This is a genomic window from Sphingomonas sp. BL-S-25, assembly GCF_055521555.1.
The window spans coordinates 1,983,273-1,997,571 of sequence record NZ_CM145486.1; the positions used below are offsets into that span (position 1 = coordinate 1,983,273).

Genomic DNA, 14,299 nt, shown 5'->3' on the forward strand with positions numbered 1-14,299 from the left:
CGCACGATCAACATCCGGCCCGGCCGCCGGAGCGCCGGACGATCGCCCATCGTTCCGTCTTGAAAGGATTAGCAATGCAACCTTCAGCTCAATTGTGCCGCGCGCAGGAGTCGCGCCAGCTCGCCCTCGCTACCCAGACCACGCTCGCAAATGTCAGGGACGTTGCGAGAGGCGCGGCTGCTGCCTGGGCCAAGGAAGCGGTTGCCGCCGAGAAGCGAGAGGAGCGGAAGGCCCGGCTCGACGCGACACGCGCGGACGCGGCTGCCAAGCTTCACCTGCGGTTCCCGCCGCTCGACGACCGTGCGTTCAGCGAGAACCCCGACCGCGGTTTCGCCGACGCCAGCCCGGTCCGCAGGCTGAGCGCCGTGGCGGCGGATTGAAGGCGCATTGCAATCCGCGCCCGGAACCCCATATCGGGAGGGCTATCGTCGCCTGCGACGGAAATGACGCTTCCGGGCCGACCCTTCCTTTTCTCGCTTCCTGGCTCCGGGCGCATCGGCGCCCGGACATTTCCATGTTTCGAGAAAGGAACATCCCATGCCCACCGGCAAGGTCAAATTCTTCAACAACGACAAAGGCTATGGCTTCATTTCGCCCGAAGGCGGCGGCAATGACAGCTTCGTCCATATCAGCGCGGTCGAACGCGCCGGCATGACGACGCTGCAGGCCGAACAGCGGCTGTCCTACGAGGTCGAGAACGACCAGCGCGGCAAATCGTCTGCAGTGAATCTCCAGGCCGCCTAACCGGCATAGCCGCTGCTTCATCGGGCGGGCCCGGCGCAAGCCGGGTCCGCCCTTTGCTATTCGCGCAGGAAAGACCCCCGAACATGACCGCATACCGAGCCCCCGATTTCAACGAACGCATCGCGCTCTCGCGCGAGACCCGGCGAAAGGCGCTCGACAAGCTTCGCGCCAAGCCGTTACCCAACGAGACCGAACTGGCCGGACGAAAGGAAGTGCGTCTCAAGCGGGAGCAGGCCGAAGCCGCGCAGCGCGCTCTGCGCGCAGCGGAGCGCCAAGCGGCGGCCGATCTGCGCGTGGCGGCGTCCGAAGCCACTGCCCGCGCCGCCGAGGCCGCGAACATTCCGCCGAAAAGCGATGCGGAGAAAAAGGCCGAGCGCGACGCACGCTATGCGGCGCGCAAAGCCCGGAAATAGCGCCCCTACCGGACGGCGATCTCGTTCGGTTCGGCGCGGAACTCGGTGCGGACGAATGCCTTGGCCGCGGTCTGCGTCTTGAATGCGTCGCCCAGCACCTCGCTCAAAACGAGCGGATAGCCCTGCGAGTTGAAGCGCGTGGTGCGGATAGTGACGCGGAAGATTCCTTCCTCGTCCTTGGTCACAAGATAGGGGCGAACGGGAACTCTCGACATATCGGTCTCCTCAAGTGGGTTGGTTGGGTTCAGAAGCCGCCGGCCGGAGCCAGCGCCGGTGACAGGGGCGAGCCATCCGAAAAGGCGACGATCGCCACCTCGGCGGTGAGGAGCAGACCCGCGATCGACGCCGCATCCTGAAGCGCCGAACGGACGACCAGCGTCGGATCGATCACGCCCGCCGCGATGAGATCCTCATAGCGCTCGGTCTGGGCATTAAAGCCCATGTCCTGGTCGTTGCCGTCGGTCAGCCGGGCGGCGACGACGCCGCCGTCGTGCCCCGCATTCGCGGCGATCTGGCGGAGCGGCGCGGACAATGCGCGGCGGACGATGTCGATCCCGCGCGTCTGGTCGTCATTGCCTCCCGCCAGCCCCGCGAGCGCGCGCGACGCATAGAGCAGCGCGGTGCCGCCGCCGGGCAGAATGCCTTCTTCGACTGCAGCGCGCGTCGCATGCAGCGCATCGTCGAGCCGGTCCTTGCGCTCGCGCATCTCGACTTCGGTCGAGGCGCCGACCCGGATGATCGCGACTCCCCGGGTGAGCCGCGCGAGCCGTTCCTGGAGCTTTTCCTGCTCATGCTCGCTCTCGCTGAGCTCGATCCGCCGCTTGATCGCTGCGACACGCTCGGCGATCGCGTCCGCCGCGCCGGCGCCGCCGATGATCGCGGTATCATGCTGGCTGATCGTCACGCGCCGGGCTGAGCCGAGGTGATCGAGCGCGACACCGTCCAGCTTGATGCCCACATCGGGCGAAATCACCATGCCGCCGGTCAGGATCGCAATGTCCTCGAGCATCGCCTTGCGGCCGTCGCCGAACCCGGGCGCCTTCACCACCGCGACCTTGAGGCTGCCGCGCAGCTTGTTCACCACGAGCGTCGCGAGTGCGTCGCCCTCGACATCCTCGGCCACGATCAGCAGCGGACGGTCCGCTTGCGCCGCCGCCTCGAGCAGCGGCAGCAGTGCGTGCAGGTCCGAAAGCTTCTTCTCGTGGAGCAGGATATAGGAATCCTGCAGGTCGGCGGTCATCTTCGCCGCGTCGGTAACGAAATGGGCACTGAGATAGCCGCGGTCGAACTGCATGCCTTCGACAACTTCGAGCTCGAAGTCGATGCCGCGCGCATCCTCGACCGAGATCATGCCTTCGTTGCCGACCTTGTCCATCGCTGCGGCGATCATCCGGCCGATCTCCTCGTCGCCGTTGGCAGCGACGATGCCGATCTGGGCGATCTCGGCATTGCCCGATACCGGCCGCGACCGCGCTTTCAGATCCGCGACGACGTGCCCGGCGGCGAGATCGATGCCGCGCTTGAGGTCGATCGGACTGGCGCCGGCAGCAAGTGACTTCATCCCCTCGCGAACGATCGCTTGCGCGAGCACCGTGGCGGTGGTGGTGCCGTCTCCCGCATGGTCCTGCGTGCGGGATGCGATCGCGCGGATCATCTGGGCACCGAGGTTGGCGAACCGGTCCCCGAACTCGATTTCCCTGGCAACGGTCACGCCATCCTTGGTGATGTGCGGGGCGCCATAGCCCTTGTCGAGCACCACGTTGCGGCCTTTGGGGCCGAGCGTGACCTTGACCGTGTCGGCGAGAAAATCGACTCCGCGCACGATGCTTTCGCGCGCGTCGCGCGCGAACCGAATGTCCTTGGCTGTCATGGGTTTCGCTGTTCCGGTCGCTGGATCGCGACGAAACAGTCGCTTTCACAACCGGAAGCCAGCGCCGCCGAAGTGCGAACTGGCGCGCCTGGGATCGCGCGCCGATCCACCGCATGTGGGGGGCGCCGCCCGCTCTGGCAAGTGCCGGTCAAACGTCCCGCACTCTCAGGGAAGGGTGTTCTCCGGCTCGGCGGCGCTATCGGCGGCGGCCATGGCATCCACTGCTTCGGTCAGCCGGACGCCGCGAGCGCGATACCAGTCGGCATCGGTCCCGTCGCCTTTCCGATTCCCCAGGTTGCGGCAGCGGATTGCCTCCCGCCGAAGGTCATCGATATCCATGGGTCTGCGATACGACCGCGATGCTAACCAAATGAGCGACGCGATGGTGAATCGAATGTGAAACGACGGTCGCCCGCTAAGCTGCGTCGGCAGCAATCGCCGCCGCGAGTTCTTCGGGATCGACCGTGCAGACGCGCATTCCGGACGCCAAGGGCACATACAGCAGCGTGGCGACGCGCCGGAATATGGTTCGCTCGTTCCCTTCGATCGCTTCCTCGTCGGTTTCGACGCGGTAGCTGCCGGGCGGAAGCACTTCTCCGACGCCCTTGAGCCGGAAAGGGGATGCGAAGGTCACCGTCGTGGGCGTGGTTCGGATCGTCATGACGCTCTCCTGCGGCCCCCGCCCGTCAACCCTTGTAGCACAGGTGGCGAAACCCGCAGCGCGTCCCTATATGCCTTGCATCGCCGCTTCACCCGCTCCGCAAGCGCGCGGCGCCAGAGAGAAATCGAATCGCTCCCGCTTGCCGACGGGAGAACGCATGTGCCCAAAAGTCCGGCCTTCAGCGAATTCGAGGCGCCGCGCCGCGCCGTGGCGAACCTTCCCAAGGATGTTTCCGACGCGCTGCTTCGCGTCGTCAGGCCCGGCGGCGCCGCGCCGCTAACCGAACCGCGACCCGATCCGGTGCCGGCCCGCGAGCCCTATTTCGAAATCTACCGCGCCGACCGCGTATCTCTCACGTCGATCCTGTTTTCGGGGGGAGACTGGCGCTGGCGCTATTGCGCGGCATCGGGCGAGCCGATTGCGATCAGCGCCGGCTATGCCAGCGAGCAGGCGTGCACGACCGCAGTCGCTTCCCTTCGCAGCGGGGCCGGGACTGCCAGCGTGCGATCGGGTCCGTCGCGCTGACCCGCCGAATTGCCTGGTAGCGGAAGGCCGCGGCGCCTAGGGTAGGACGGCTGCTCCAGACCGGGTCAGAGCGTTGGCCATCAGGCTCGAACGCGACGAAGGAGCGATCCGATGGCCAAGGGACAACGCAAGAGCAACCGGGAAATCCGCAAGCCCAAGAAGGAAGCGCCGGCCAAGCCGAACGCTTCCAATCCCTCGTTGAAGGGGGTGCCGGTTCCCGTTGCCACCGCGGCGAAGCGCGGCTGATATCCGGCGACGCTGGCGGCGCGGCCATTGCCGCTGCGCCGCGGCGTCCCCACATAAGGGCGGCTATCGTCGCCTGCGATGGGCATTGAGGCCTACGGGCCGACATTCCCTTTCACGCTGCCTGGCGCCGCGCGCATGTCGCGCCCCTTCCTCGCTGGATGGCAGGCCGCATGCTGCTCACGATCGATCATCGCACCACCTATCGCTATGCGCGCCGCGTTACGTTGCTGGCGCATCGGATGATGCTCTCGCCGCGGAGCAGCCACAGCCTCAAGCCGGTGACCGTGTCGCTGAACTGTTCGCCGCCCGCCGAAATCGAATGGACGCAGGACGTGTTCGGCAACCTGATCGCCACCGCCTCCTTTTCCGAACAGACCGATGAACTCACAGTAGCCAGCCATGTGGTGGTCGAGCAGGACGCCGCCGCCTGGCCGGTGTTCAAGATCGCGCCGCATGCGCACCGCTATCCCTTCGCCTATTCTTCGGACGAGCGCATCGATCTCGGCGCGCTGCGGGTACCCGAGCACCCGGATCCCGACGGTAGGCTTCCCGCCTGGGCGCGCGCTCTGGTCGCGGGCGACGAAACCGACACGCTCGCCTTGCTGCAAGACCTCAACAAGGCGGCACATGCGGGCATCCTCTATGCCGAGCGCCTTGAGGAAGGCACCCAGTCGCCGCTCGAGACGATTGACAGCGCGAGCGGGACCTGCCGCGACCTGGCGACCCTGTTCATCGAGGCGGCGCGCCATCTGGGTTTCGGCGCGCGGGCGGTCTCGGGCTATCTCCACGATCCGCCTCTGCCCGGTTCTCCGGAGGAGCCCCAGCATGGCGCGACGCATGCCTGGGCCGAGGTCTACCTGCCCTGCGCAGGCTGGATCGCCTTCGATCCGACCAACGGGCGGATGGGCGAGGCACACCTCGTGCCCGTCGCGGTCGCGCGCAACATCTCGCAAATTCCCCCGCTGGAGGGTCGCTATTCCGGCGCGCCAGAGGATCTGCTCGAAATGACGGTGACCGTGACCGTCCGCTGCGGCGACGCGCTCGATCCCGACCCCCCCGCAAGCAGCGAATATGGCCGCCGGACGCGCCAATGACGTTCAATGACCCTCCCTCTTGCAGCCGCGCCACAACCAGGGCCGGCGGAGAACTGAAATGGAAACGAGATTGATTGTCGCCTACACTTTGATGCTGCTTATGGCGTTGTTCGTCGCCGCCTTTGTGGCCCATCGCATCTACCATTCCCACGAGCGCAGCTATGTGCGGCGTCTGCGACGCGAAGCGCGGACTAACGGCCGACAGGAGCAGGAGAAGAAGAAGATCAAGCGGGGCTGAACATTGAAGCGGCGTCGCGACGATGGGACCGCCCTCGGAACGACGGAGACGACGGACGCGCACTTCAGTAGGATTAACCGTCGCCTCGGGAATCGTGGCGGTTATGTTCTTCGCCGAGCCGAGCCGAGCCGAGCCGAGCCGGTTGGTCGGCGTGCACCCGAAGCCAGTCTATGGGCCCCTGCCTTAACCGCGCCTAATTGGTTCGAAGCCGTCAGCCCGAAGATCGAAATCTTGAATGTCAGCTATGTCCGCCGGTGCACCAAGAGCCGACAGACCGTTCTCGGCCCTATTCCGTTGAAAAACTCGCTCTTGAAGTAACGCCGTTGTCCTGATTCACTCTGTGGGCAAGCGGAGACGAGCCGATGATGGGCGAGCGGACGGTGGCGCAGGAGGCGCTGTTTTACAGCTTCAACCTGGAGCGGCATGTACCGGCGGATCATCTGCTGCGCTCGATCGACCGGTTCGTGGATCTATCGGACATTCGCGAGCATCTGCGGCCCTTCTACAGCGAGACGGGCCGGCCATCGATCGATCCCGAGTTGATGATCCGGATGCTGATTATCGGCTATTGCATGGGCATCCGCTCGGAGCGGCGGCTGTGCGATGAGGTTCACCTCAACCTGGCCTATCGCTGGTTCTGCCGCCTTGGGCTGGAGGGCGGCGTGCCCGATCACTCGACCTTTTCGAAGAACCGGCACGGCCGCTTTCGCGACAGCGGCTTGCTGCGTGAACTGTTCGAGATGACGGTGGCGCGATGCATGGCAGAGGGGTTGGTCGGCGGCGAGGGCTTCGCCGTTGATGCCAGCCTGATCCGGGCAGATGTTCATCGGCAGCGGTCGGTACCGGGCGAAGAGGGGCTCCCGCCCGAAGCGACCGGCCGCGCGGTCACCGAGTATCTCGAAGTTCTCGACGATGCCGCGTTCGGTGGATCGACGCCGGTAACACCCAAGCGCATCAACCTGACCGATCCCGCTTCGCGCTGGACCGCGGCGACACGCGGATCGGCCTTCTACGCATACTCGACCAACTACCTGATCGATCTCGACCATGCGGTGATCGTCGATGTTGAGGCGACGACCGCGATCCGTCAGGCCGAAGTGACCGCCCAGCGCAGGATGATCGAACGCACGCAAGAGCGCTTCGGTCTATGGCCCGAGCGGCTTGTGGCAGACACCGCATACGGCTCCGCGCCGAACCTGGTCTGGCTGGTCGAGGATCGCGGCATCGCGCCACACATCCCGGTGTTCGACAAATCTGCCCGCAGCGACGAGACCTTTGAGCGATCAGCCTTCACCTTCGACCATGAGGACGACAGCTACGTCTGCCCTGATGGCAATCGCCTGCGCCCATCGAACCGCAGCTTCAGCACGCCGCGCCCGCTCGCCAATGCCGATGGCTTCATCCGCTATCGTGCCCGCGAGAAGGACTGCGCAGCCTGCGGGCTCAAGCAGCAATGCACCCCGAAGATGCCCGCGCGTAAGATCATGCGCTCGGTCCATGAAGGCGCGCGCGACATGGCTCGCGATACGCCGTCAGCGGAAGAAGGTCGAGATGCTGTTCGCCCACCTCAAGCGCATCCTGAAGCTGGACCGCTTGCGCCTGCGCGGTCCGAATGGCGCAGAAGATGAGTTCCACCTCGCAGCCGCCGCCCAGAACCTCCGGAAGCTGGCGAAAATACGATCGATGCCGGGGCTCGCAACGGCCTGAGCGGGACTGGACCTGCGTTCGACCGCCATCAAGAACCGCCCCAGACCGCCGCCAACAGAGACTTCTTCAACAGAATAGGCCCAATAGCCGACTTAAATGGGCGGCGTATTCAACCAACATGTCGGCGAGGGCGCGAATGTGGGCGCCAAGGCGTGCCACTGCGTCCCATCGAAGCCGCGAATAATTGTGGGACGAAATGTGGAGGTGAATTTGCCTTTATCGTCGAAAGTGGCGGAAATCTGCCGATTTCCGCTTGACGATGGTGACCCCTACGTCCTCGAACTAGCAGCTGGGGCTAACTAAGGCTCGCCGGCGCCGGAGAAAGCGCTAGGCGCCCTTAATCCGATCGCGCGGTCGGCGGGTTCCGAAACGCGGCCGCTCGTTAAATTAGCAACGAGCGCTGGCGAAGCGACCGACGATGGGGAATTTGCCGCCGTTCGAACGGCTTAGGCCGAATGGTATCTTTTAGAATAAGCGGTCATTCTAAAGTCCAGGTGGCGGGCAGCCCCGGGGCCATTAGCCGAGAGCGCGCGAGGCAAGATCGGCTACGGCGTCACGCGTCGCCTGTGCGGCCTTCCTTTCGGAGTAGCGGTCAACGAGCTGGTCGACGTGCGGGCGGGTCAGGACCGTAAACCGGACCAGTTCCTCCATCACGTCGACGATCCGGTCATAATAGCTCGACGGGCGCATGCGGCCGGCTTCGTCGAACTCCTTGAACGCCATCGCCACACTCGACTGGTTGGGGATGGTGATCATGCGCATCCAGCGGCCGAGCAGGCGCAACGTGTTGACCGCGTTGAACGACTGCGAGCCGCCCGACACCTGCATTACCGCCAGCGTGCGACCCTGGGTGGGGCGCATGCCGCCGAACTCCAGCGGCAGATGGTCGATCTGAGCCTTCATGATGCCGGTGATCTGGCCGTGGCGCTCGGGACTGCACCAGACCATGCCTTCGGACCACAGCGCATGCTGCCGCAGCTCATGGACGGCGGGATGATCATCGCCCTTCACCTGATCGGGTAGCGGCAGGTCGCTTGGATCAAATATCCGCACCTCGGCGCCGAAGAGGATCAGCAGCCGTGCCGCTTCCTCCGCTGCGAGCCGACTGAATGAGCGTTCGCGCAGCGACCCATAGAGCAGCAGAATGCGCGGCGGCGGCTGATCGTCGCCCATGCCAGTGCCGGGCCGGATGATCGCAATGCTTTGATCGAGCGCCGGCAGATCGTCGGGGTCGGCCAGGTCACGTAGGCGGGTCATCCAACATCCTTGACGAGATAGGTCGCGCGCGGACCGCACAGCGACGTGAACTGCGCGGTCGCGGCGATGAACGCCGGCGCCGCGTCACGATCGGCAGCGACGTAACGGAGCCTGCGAAAGAACTTCCCGGTGCCGTTGGTCAGGAGGTGCAGCCGCTCGACCGCGCCATCGACGACGCCTTCAAGGTGCTCGACCAGCATCCGGCCATATCCTTTGCCGCGCCGTGTTGGCAGCGCGACCAGCGAGCGGAGCAGCCGGTCAGCGCCGTTGCCCTCCTGACCGATGAACCCGATCAGTCCTCTATTGTCGGACAGGCTGAAGAACATCCGTTCGGGGCCGCCGAGATCGTCGGTTGGTAGCTGCGCGGCGCCAAGCGCGAGCCGCAGGACATCATCAGCGTGCCGAGCTTCCGAGAGATAGATCTGGGTCATGCCGTCGCTCTCGCTTCGTACCAAGGCCGTGTCCGCTTCACGATCGAGACGACAGACAGCATCACCGGCACCTCGACCAGCACGCCGACGACGGTCGCCAGCGCCGCCCCCGAGTTGAGCCCGAACAGGCTGATCGCGGCGGCGACCGCCAGTTCGAAGAAGTTGGAGGCGCCGATCAGCGCGGCGGGCGCCGCCACGCACCATGCCACCCCGAACCGGCGGCTCAGCCAGTAGGCGAGCCCCGCGTTGAAATAGACCTGAATGAGGATCGGCACCGCGATAAGCGCGATAACCAGCGGGTGGGCGATGATGGCCTCGCCCTGAAACCCGAAAAGCAGCACCAGCGTGGAGAGCAGCGCCAGCAGCGAGACCGGCCCAAGTCGCGCCAACAGCCGGCCCAGTGCAGCTTGTCCGCCCGATCCGATTACCACGCGGCGGATCACCTGCGCGACGATCACCGGCACGACAATGTAGAGCAAGACCGAGATGAGCAGCGTATCCCACGGCACGGTGATCGAGGCGATGCCGAGCAGCAGACCGACCAGCGGCGCGAACGCGAACACCATGATTACGTCATTCAGTGCCACTTGGCTCAGCGTGTAGGTTGGCTCGCCCTCGCAGAGGTTGGACCATACGAACACCATTGCGGTGCAAGGCGCGGCGGCGAGAAGGATCAAACCAGCGATGTAGGAGCTGACCTCCCCCGCAGGGAGGAACGGGCGGAACAGCCAACCCAGAAACAGCGTGCCGAGGAGCGCCATCGAGAAGGGCTTTACCGCCCAGTTGATGAACAGGGTAATGCCGACGCCCTTCCAATGCTGGCGGACCGACCCGAGTGCGCTGAGGTCGATCTTGAGCAGCATGGGGATGATCATCAGCCAGATCAGCACCGCGACCACAAGATTGACCCGCGCAATCTCGGCTGCGGCGATGGCGCGGAACAGGCCGGGCAGCGCGTAGCCGAGAGCGATACCGACCACGATGCACAGCGCTACCCAGATGCTAAGATAGCGCTCGAATGTGCTGATCGCCGGCTTGGCCGGAGCGGCGGTGGTCATCCGCCGATCCTTTGGCCCGCGTCGTCGATGACCTTCTCGCCATCTTCTTTGGTGAACGCACCGCGCTGCCGGGCCGGCAGCAGGTCCAGCACCTCTTCCGAAGGACGGCACAGCTTCACGCCGAGCGGCGAGACGACGATCGGCCTGTTGATGAGGATCGGATGCTCGATCATCGCGTCGATGAGCTGGTCATCGCCCAGCGCCACGTCGCCGAGGCCAAGCTCGGCATAGGGCGTGCCCTTCTCGCGCAGCAGCGCACGGGGCGTGATGCCCATGCAAGCGATCAGCGAGACCAGACGCGAGCGGTTGGGCGGCGTTTTCAGATACTCGATTACATGCGGCTCGATGCCGGCGTTCTGGATCATCGCCAGCGTGTTGCGCGACGTTCCGCAATCGGGGTTGTGATAAATGATGATGTCGACGGTCATGGGAGCCCTTCAGCAGCAGGAATTAAGCTCGGCGATCAGCGGCTCGCAAAGCTCCGCCTTGCCGCCGCAGCAGTCCTTCACGAGAAACAGGGTGAGCGCCTTCAACTGGTCGAGATCGGCACGGTAGTTGATGATCCGGCTGCGCCGTTCGGACCGGATCAGCCCGGCGCGTGCGAGTGTCGCCAGATGCACCGACATAGTGTTCTGCGGCACGTCGAGCGCCTTGGCGACCTCACCGGCGGCAAGGCCGTCAGGCTCATGACGAACAAGCAGGCGAAATGCGTCGAGGCGCGTTCCCTGCGCGAGCGCCCCAAGCGCGCCAATGGCTGACACGTGATTCATCTATCCACGCTAATGGATATATGGATTTATGCAAGGCGCGTCTGACTTCGTCGGAAGCCGATATCAGCCAATTTATCATGAAAGACCGGGTGTCGTCGGGAGCTGCCACTCAGCGAAGAATTTTCACTCAGAAAGTTCTCGCGCTCGTGAATCAACTGGGCGCAGAAATACCCCCATTTGTCGCTTTGAATATGCCTGCGGGGTAGCGGCGGGGGTATTTCTTAGCGCGTCGCGAGAAATAAATACTATTTATCAAATCGTTACATTTGGCGACGAGTTCGAAAAGGTCCTGCTCCCACAGCTGATATCCAGCGCGTTTTGAGATCTGTGCAGACAGCGATGTGTGCTGCTCTTGCTCGCCTGTGGTCTCTCGACATTCGGTCGCACTCGACTTTGGTAGGGTCCGCATCAGACCAATGGCGACTGCCGGCCCTTCGCACTTAACCGTACAGTCTTTGCTCAACACGAGACGAGGCAAGATGCAGGCCACGGTGAAAGGCGGATCGGCGTGACCTCTCCTCCAAGGATGGGTCCCCGCAGCCCGCAATGCTGGCTTTCGCGGGTATCGAGCGCGATTCCAGGCTCGGCTATCTCGCCGCTCCGGTCCGGGGCGGCATTTAGCTGACCTGGGTGAGCACCGCCGGGTCCGACCCGTAGAGACCCGACCCCTCGTGGAACAGGTAGCCGCTGGCCGTCGGGCTCGCGACGTTTAGAAGGAGAACATAAATGCGCCATTTCATCGCTAGTGCGCTCGCCGCGTTGTTCGTCGCCCCGGCGGCGCAGGCACAGTCGGCACCCGACGATGTGCTCTCTAACGTCACGCCACAATTCGCCCAGGCGATTCCGAACATCCCGGGCAAGTCGCTCAAGACGGTGTTGGTAACCTACGCACCGGGCGGGAATTCGCCGTCGCACACCCATGCCAGGTCCGCCTTCATCCTCGCCTATGTGCTCGAGGGCGAGATCGTCAGTGCGTTGAACGGACAACCGCCCCGGACCTACAAGGTTGGCGAATGGTGGACTGAGAGCCCGGGTGACCATCATGGGACGAGTGCGAACGGCAGCAGGACCAAGCCGGCCAGGCTGCTCGCCATCTTCGTCGTGGACAGCAACGACGAGCCGCTGACCGTTCCTGATCGGCACTGACCCGGATGCGGGCAGCGACGGTCGCAACAGTGCGATGTGCATTGCCATGCTGGGCCGTTCGAAAGCGCGTGTCAGCGGAGCGGTGCCACTCTCAGCACGGCATCTGCGAACGCCTGCGGCGCTTCCTGGGGCAGAGCGTGGCCGATGCCGCCCTGAATCAACCGATGAGCATAGGGGCCCGTAAAGCGCGGACGATAGGATGCGGGTGCGGGATGCGGCGCCCCGTTGGCGTCGCCCTCCAGCGTGATGGTGGGAACGGCGATCGAAGGCGCGGTCGCCAGCACGTGCTCAAGGCCGTCCAGCGTCGCGTCGCCTTGCGCCAAGCCAAGCCGCCATCGATAGTTGTGGATCACGATCGCGACATGGTCGGGGTTGTCGAAGGCGGCCGCGGAGCGAGCATAGGTGGTGTCGTCAAATCGCCATTTCGGCGAGGCGAGCTGCCAAATCAGACGATTGAAGGCCGCGCGGTTCCTTGCATAGCCATCCCGACCGCGCTCGGTCGCGAAGTAGAATTGATACCACCAGCGGAGCTCCGACTCCGGATCGAGCGGCGTCCGGCCGGCTTGCTGGCTACCGATCAGATAGCCGCTGGCCGACACCAGCGCGTCGCATCGCTCGGGCCAGAGCGCGGCCACGATGCAGGCCGAACGGGCGCCCCAGTCGAAGCCGGCGATCGTCGCCCGCTCGATCCGCAGCGCGTCCAACAGGGCGACCACGTCCCGCGCGAGCACCGCCTGCTGGCCGTTGCGCATGGTGTCGGCCAAGCGGAAGCGCGTTGCGCCGAAGCCGCGCAGATAGGGAATGATCACGCGGCGACCCGCGCGGACCAGCAAGGATGCGCAGTCCGCAAAGGCGTGGATGTCATAAGGCCAGCCATGCAGGAGGATTACTGCGGGACCGGTGATCGGCCCCAGGTCTAAATAGGCGATGTCGAGCTCGCCAGCGGCGACCCGCTGGAGCCGACCGAAGTCGGTATCGCCTGCTGGCCGTGCGGTCGCGGGAAGCGCGGCCAATGTCGCGCTTGTGCCTGCGAGCAGGTCCCTGCGGCTCATTTGATCACCTTTCCCGCGGTACATGCGGTCATCCTCCCAATCTCGGTCGACCGACAAGCCCCGCAACCTGAATGCTGCGAGGCTCGTCAGCCGAGTTCCGGTGAGGCCGATCGGTGTGTTCCGAGTCGCTTGGGACCTGGCACCCCGGCGGACGGCTTTCCCGAGCGCCCGGTTCGTCAGCGTCGAGCGAATGCCAGTATGTCGCGATTGACCAGGTCGGCATGGGTCGTGATCATCCCGTGCGGTAGGCCGTCGTGGATCTTCAGTGTCGCATTCTTCAGCAGTTTCGACGAAAGGCGGGCGCTGTCGTCGACCGGCACCACTTGGTCGTCGCTGCCGTGAAGCACCAGTGCCGGCACGTCGATCCGCTTCAGGTCGTCGGTGAAGTCGGTCTCCGAGAAGGCCTTCACTCCGTCATAATGGGCCTTGGCGCCGCCCATCATTGCCTGACGCCACCAATTCTGGATGAGCCCGTCGATGGGCTTGGAACCCGGCCGGTTGAACCCGTAAAATGGCCCGGTCGGGATATCGAGATAATATTGAGCGCGGTGCTCCGCGACGCCGGTGCGGAAGGCATCGAACACCTCGATCGGCAGGCCGCCGGGGTTGGCCGGCGTCTTCAGCATCTGCGGGGGGACCGCTGCGATCAGCACCAAGCCGGCGACACGTCCCTTGCCGTGACGCGCGACATAGCGGGTCGCCTCACCGCCGCCGGTCGAGTGGCCGACATGGATCGCGTTGCGCAGATCAAGATGCTCGACGACTGCCGCCGCGTCGGCGGCGTAATGGTCCATGTCATGCCCGCCCTCGACCTGGCTCGATCTGCCATGGCCGCGGCGGTCATGGGCAACGACGCGAAACCCCTGTTCCAGGAAAAACATCATCTGCGGGTCCCAGTCGTCCGAGCTGAGCGGCCAGCCATGGTGGAAGACGATGGGCTGGGCGGTGCGCGGCCCCCAGTCCTTGTAGAAAATCTCGACGCAGTCGCGGGTGGTGACGTAGTTCATCGCTTTGTTCCTTGTGCTGAGTGACGGGGTACGCCTCGCAGAGGGGCCGGCGAGCACTTCGAACGGTAGTGCGGCCACGG

At 64.8% G+C, this 14,299-nt stretch carries 20 protein-coding genes and 1 pseudogene; 10 read left to right on the plus strand and 11 right to left on the minus strand.

The window, feature by feature from the left end; translation table 11 throughout:
- Window positions 1–74 precede the first annotated feature (74 nt).
- The 3 genes from ACZ1H8_RS09595 to ACZ1H8_RS09605 all read left to right on the plus strand — a co-directional run bounded on the left by ACZ1H8_RS09595 (window position 75) and on the right by ACZ1H8_RS09605 (window position 1,157).
- A complete protein-coding gene (locus ACZ1H8_RS09595; RefSeq protein ID WP_465181070.1) occupies window positions 75–380 on the plus strand; it encodes a hypothetical protein in 306 nt (101 codons plus the stop codon).
- Between the two features lie 157 nt (window positions 381–537).
- Window positions 538–744, plus strand: coding sequence for a cold-shock protein (locus ACZ1H8_RS09600; protein ID WP_465181071.1), 207 nt, complete (start codon window positions 538–540; stop codon window positions 742–744).
- 83 nt (window positions 745–827) lie between these two features.
- Entirely contained in the window at window positions 828–1,157 is a 330-nt protein-coding gene (locus ACZ1H8_RS09605) for a DUF6481 family protein (protein WP_465181072.1), read from the plus strand.
- Window positions 1,158–1,162: 5 nt separating this feature from the next.
- Here the strand turns inward: ACZ1H8_RS09605 and ACZ1H8_RS09610 are convergent, their stop codons facing one another.
- From ACZ1H8_RS09610 to ACZ1H8_RS09625, 4 genes are all read right to left on the minus strand, one after another.
- Window positions 1,163–1,372: a hypothetical protein gene (locus ACZ1H8_RS09610; RefSeq protein ID WP_465181073.1), complete on the minus strand. Its 210-nt coding sequence runs from the start codon at window positions 1,370–1,372 to the stop codon at window positions 1,163–1,165.
- A 29-nt stretch (window positions 1,373–1,401) separates the two neighbouring features.
- Entirely contained in the window at window positions 1,402–3,027 is a 1,626-nt protein-coding gene (groL, locus tag ACZ1H8_RS09615) for a chaperonin GroEL (protein ID WP_465181074.1), read from the minus strand.
- A gap of 165 nt (window positions 3,028–3,192) precedes the next feature.
- Window positions 3,193–3,366 (minus strand): hypothetical protein, encoded by a 174-nt coding sequence (locus ACZ1H8_RS09620; RefSeq protein ID WP_465181075.1) that lies wholly within the window; start codon window positions 3,364–3,366, stop codon window positions 3,193–3,195.
- A 76-nt stretch (window positions 3,367–3,442) separates the two neighbouring features.
- Window positions 3,443–3,688 (minus strand): hypothetical protein, encoded by a 246-nt coding sequence (locus tag ACZ1H8_RS09625; protein ID WP_465181076.1) that lies wholly within the window; start codon window positions 3,686–3,688, stop codon window positions 3,443–3,445.
- A gap of 159 nt (window positions 3,689–3,847) precedes the next feature.
- Between ACZ1H8_RS09625 and ACZ1H8_RS09630 the strand changes: the two genes are divergently transcribed.
- The 6 genes and pseudogenes from ACZ1H8_RS09630 to ACZ1H8_RS09655 all read left to right on the plus strand — a co-directional run bounded on the left by ACZ1H8_RS09630 (window position 3,848) and on the right by ACZ1H8_RS09655 (window position 7,498).
- Entirely contained in the window at window positions 3,848–4,213 is a 366-nt protein-coding gene (locus ACZ1H8_RS09630) for a YegP family protein (protein ID WP_465181077.1), read from the plus strand.
- A gap of 111 nt (window positions 4,214–4,324) precedes the next feature.
- Window positions 4,325–4,459: a hypothetical protein gene (locus tag ACZ1H8_RS09635; protein WP_465181078.1), complete on the plus strand. Its 135-nt coding sequence runs from the start codon at window positions 4,325–4,327 to the stop codon at window positions 4,457–4,459.
- Window positions 4,460–4,629: 170 nt separating this feature from the next.
- On the plus strand, window positions 4,630–5,553 hold the full coding sequence (locus tag ACZ1H8_RS09640) for a transglutaminase family protein (RefSeq protein WP_465181079.1): 924 nt from the start codon (window positions 4,630–4,632) through the stop codon (window positions 5,551–5,553).
- Between the two features lie 58 nt (window positions 5,554–5,611).
- Entirely contained in the window at window positions 5,612–5,791 is a 180-nt protein-coding gene (locus ACZ1H8_RS09645) for a hypothetical protein (protein ID WP_465181080.1), read from the plus strand.
- Window positions 5,792–6,156: 365 nt separating this feature from the next.
- Window positions 6,157–6,996, plus strand: a pseudogene (locus tag ACZ1H8_RS09650) (transposase); the annotation flags it as partial.
- Window positions 6,997–7,183: 187 nt separating this feature from the next.
- On the plus strand, window positions 7,184–7,498 hold the full coding sequence (locus tag ACZ1H8_RS09655; protein ID WP_465181081.1) for a transposase: 315 nt from the start codon (window positions 7,184–7,186) through the stop codon (window positions 7,496–7,498).
- A 516-nt stretch (window positions 7,499–8,014) separates the two neighbouring features.
- On the opposite strand, the gene arsH is transcribed toward ACZ1H8_RS09655, so the two are convergent.
- The 5 genes from arsH to ACZ1H8_RS09680 are packed head-to-tail and all read right to left on the minus strand — an operon-like array spanning window position 8,015 to window position 11,014.
- On the minus strand, window positions 8,015–8,755 hold the full coding sequence (arsH, locus tag ACZ1H8_RS09660; protein WP_465181082.1) for an arsenical resistance protein ArsH: 741 nt from the start codon (window positions 8,753–8,755) through the stop codon (window positions 8,015–8,017).
- Window positions 8,752–9,186: a GNAT family N-acetyltransferase gene (locus ACZ1H8_RS09665; protein WP_465181083.1), complete on the minus strand. Its 435-nt coding sequence runs from the start codon at window positions 9,184–9,186 to the stop codon at window positions 8,752–8,754. Before ACZ1H8_RS09665 ends, arsH begins: the two co-directional genes overlap by 4 nt.
- Complete coding sequence (arsB, locus tag ACZ1H8_RS09670; protein WP_465181084.1) at window positions 9,183–10,244, minus strand: ACR3 family arsenite efflux transporter; 1,062 nt, start codon at window positions 10,242–10,244, stop codon at window positions 9,183–9,185. The genes ACZ1H8_RS09665 and arsB overlap by 4 nt, the downstream gene beginning before the upstream one ends.
- Complete coding sequence (gene arsC / locus ACZ1H8_RS09675) at window positions 10,241–10,672, minus strand: arsenate reductase (glutaredoxin) (protein ID WP_465181085.1); 432 nt, start codon at window positions 10,670–10,672, stop codon at window positions 10,241–10,243. The genes arsB and arsC overlap by 4 nt, the downstream gene beginning before the upstream one ends.
- Before the next feature lie 9 nt (window positions 10,673–10,681).
- A complete protein-coding gene (locus tag ACZ1H8_RS09680; RefSeq protein ID WP_465181086.1) occupies window positions 10,682–11,014 on the minus strand; it encodes an ArsR/SmtB family transcription factor in 333 nt (110 codons plus the stop codon).
- A 726-nt stretch (window positions 11,015–11,740) separates the two neighbouring features.
- Between ACZ1H8_RS09680 and ACZ1H8_RS09685 the strand changes: the two genes are divergently transcribed.
- A complete protein-coding gene (locus tag ACZ1H8_RS09685; RefSeq protein WP_465181087.1) occupies window positions 11,741–12,160 on the plus strand; it encodes a cupin domain-containing protein in 420 nt (139 codons plus the stop codon).
- Between the two features lie 71 nt (window positions 12,161–12,231).
- Here the strand turns inward: ACZ1H8_RS09685 and ACZ1H8_RS09690 are convergent, their stop codons facing one another.
- Both ACZ1H8_RS09690 and ACZ1H8_RS09695 read right to left on the minus strand, forming a co-directional pair.
- Window positions 12,232–13,212, minus strand: a complete 981-nt coding sequence (locus ACZ1H8_RS09690; RefSeq protein WP_465181088.1) for an alpha/beta fold hydrolase — start codon at window positions 13,210–13,212, stop codon at window positions 12,232–12,234.
- A gap of 176 nt (window positions 13,213–13,388) precedes the next feature.
- Complete coding sequence (locus tag ACZ1H8_RS09695) at window positions 13,389–14,219, minus strand: alpha/beta fold hydrolase (RefSeq protein ID WP_465181089.1); 831 nt, start codon at window positions 14,217–14,219, stop codon at window positions 13,389–13,391.
- Window positions 14,220–14,299: the final 80 nt, after the last annotated feature.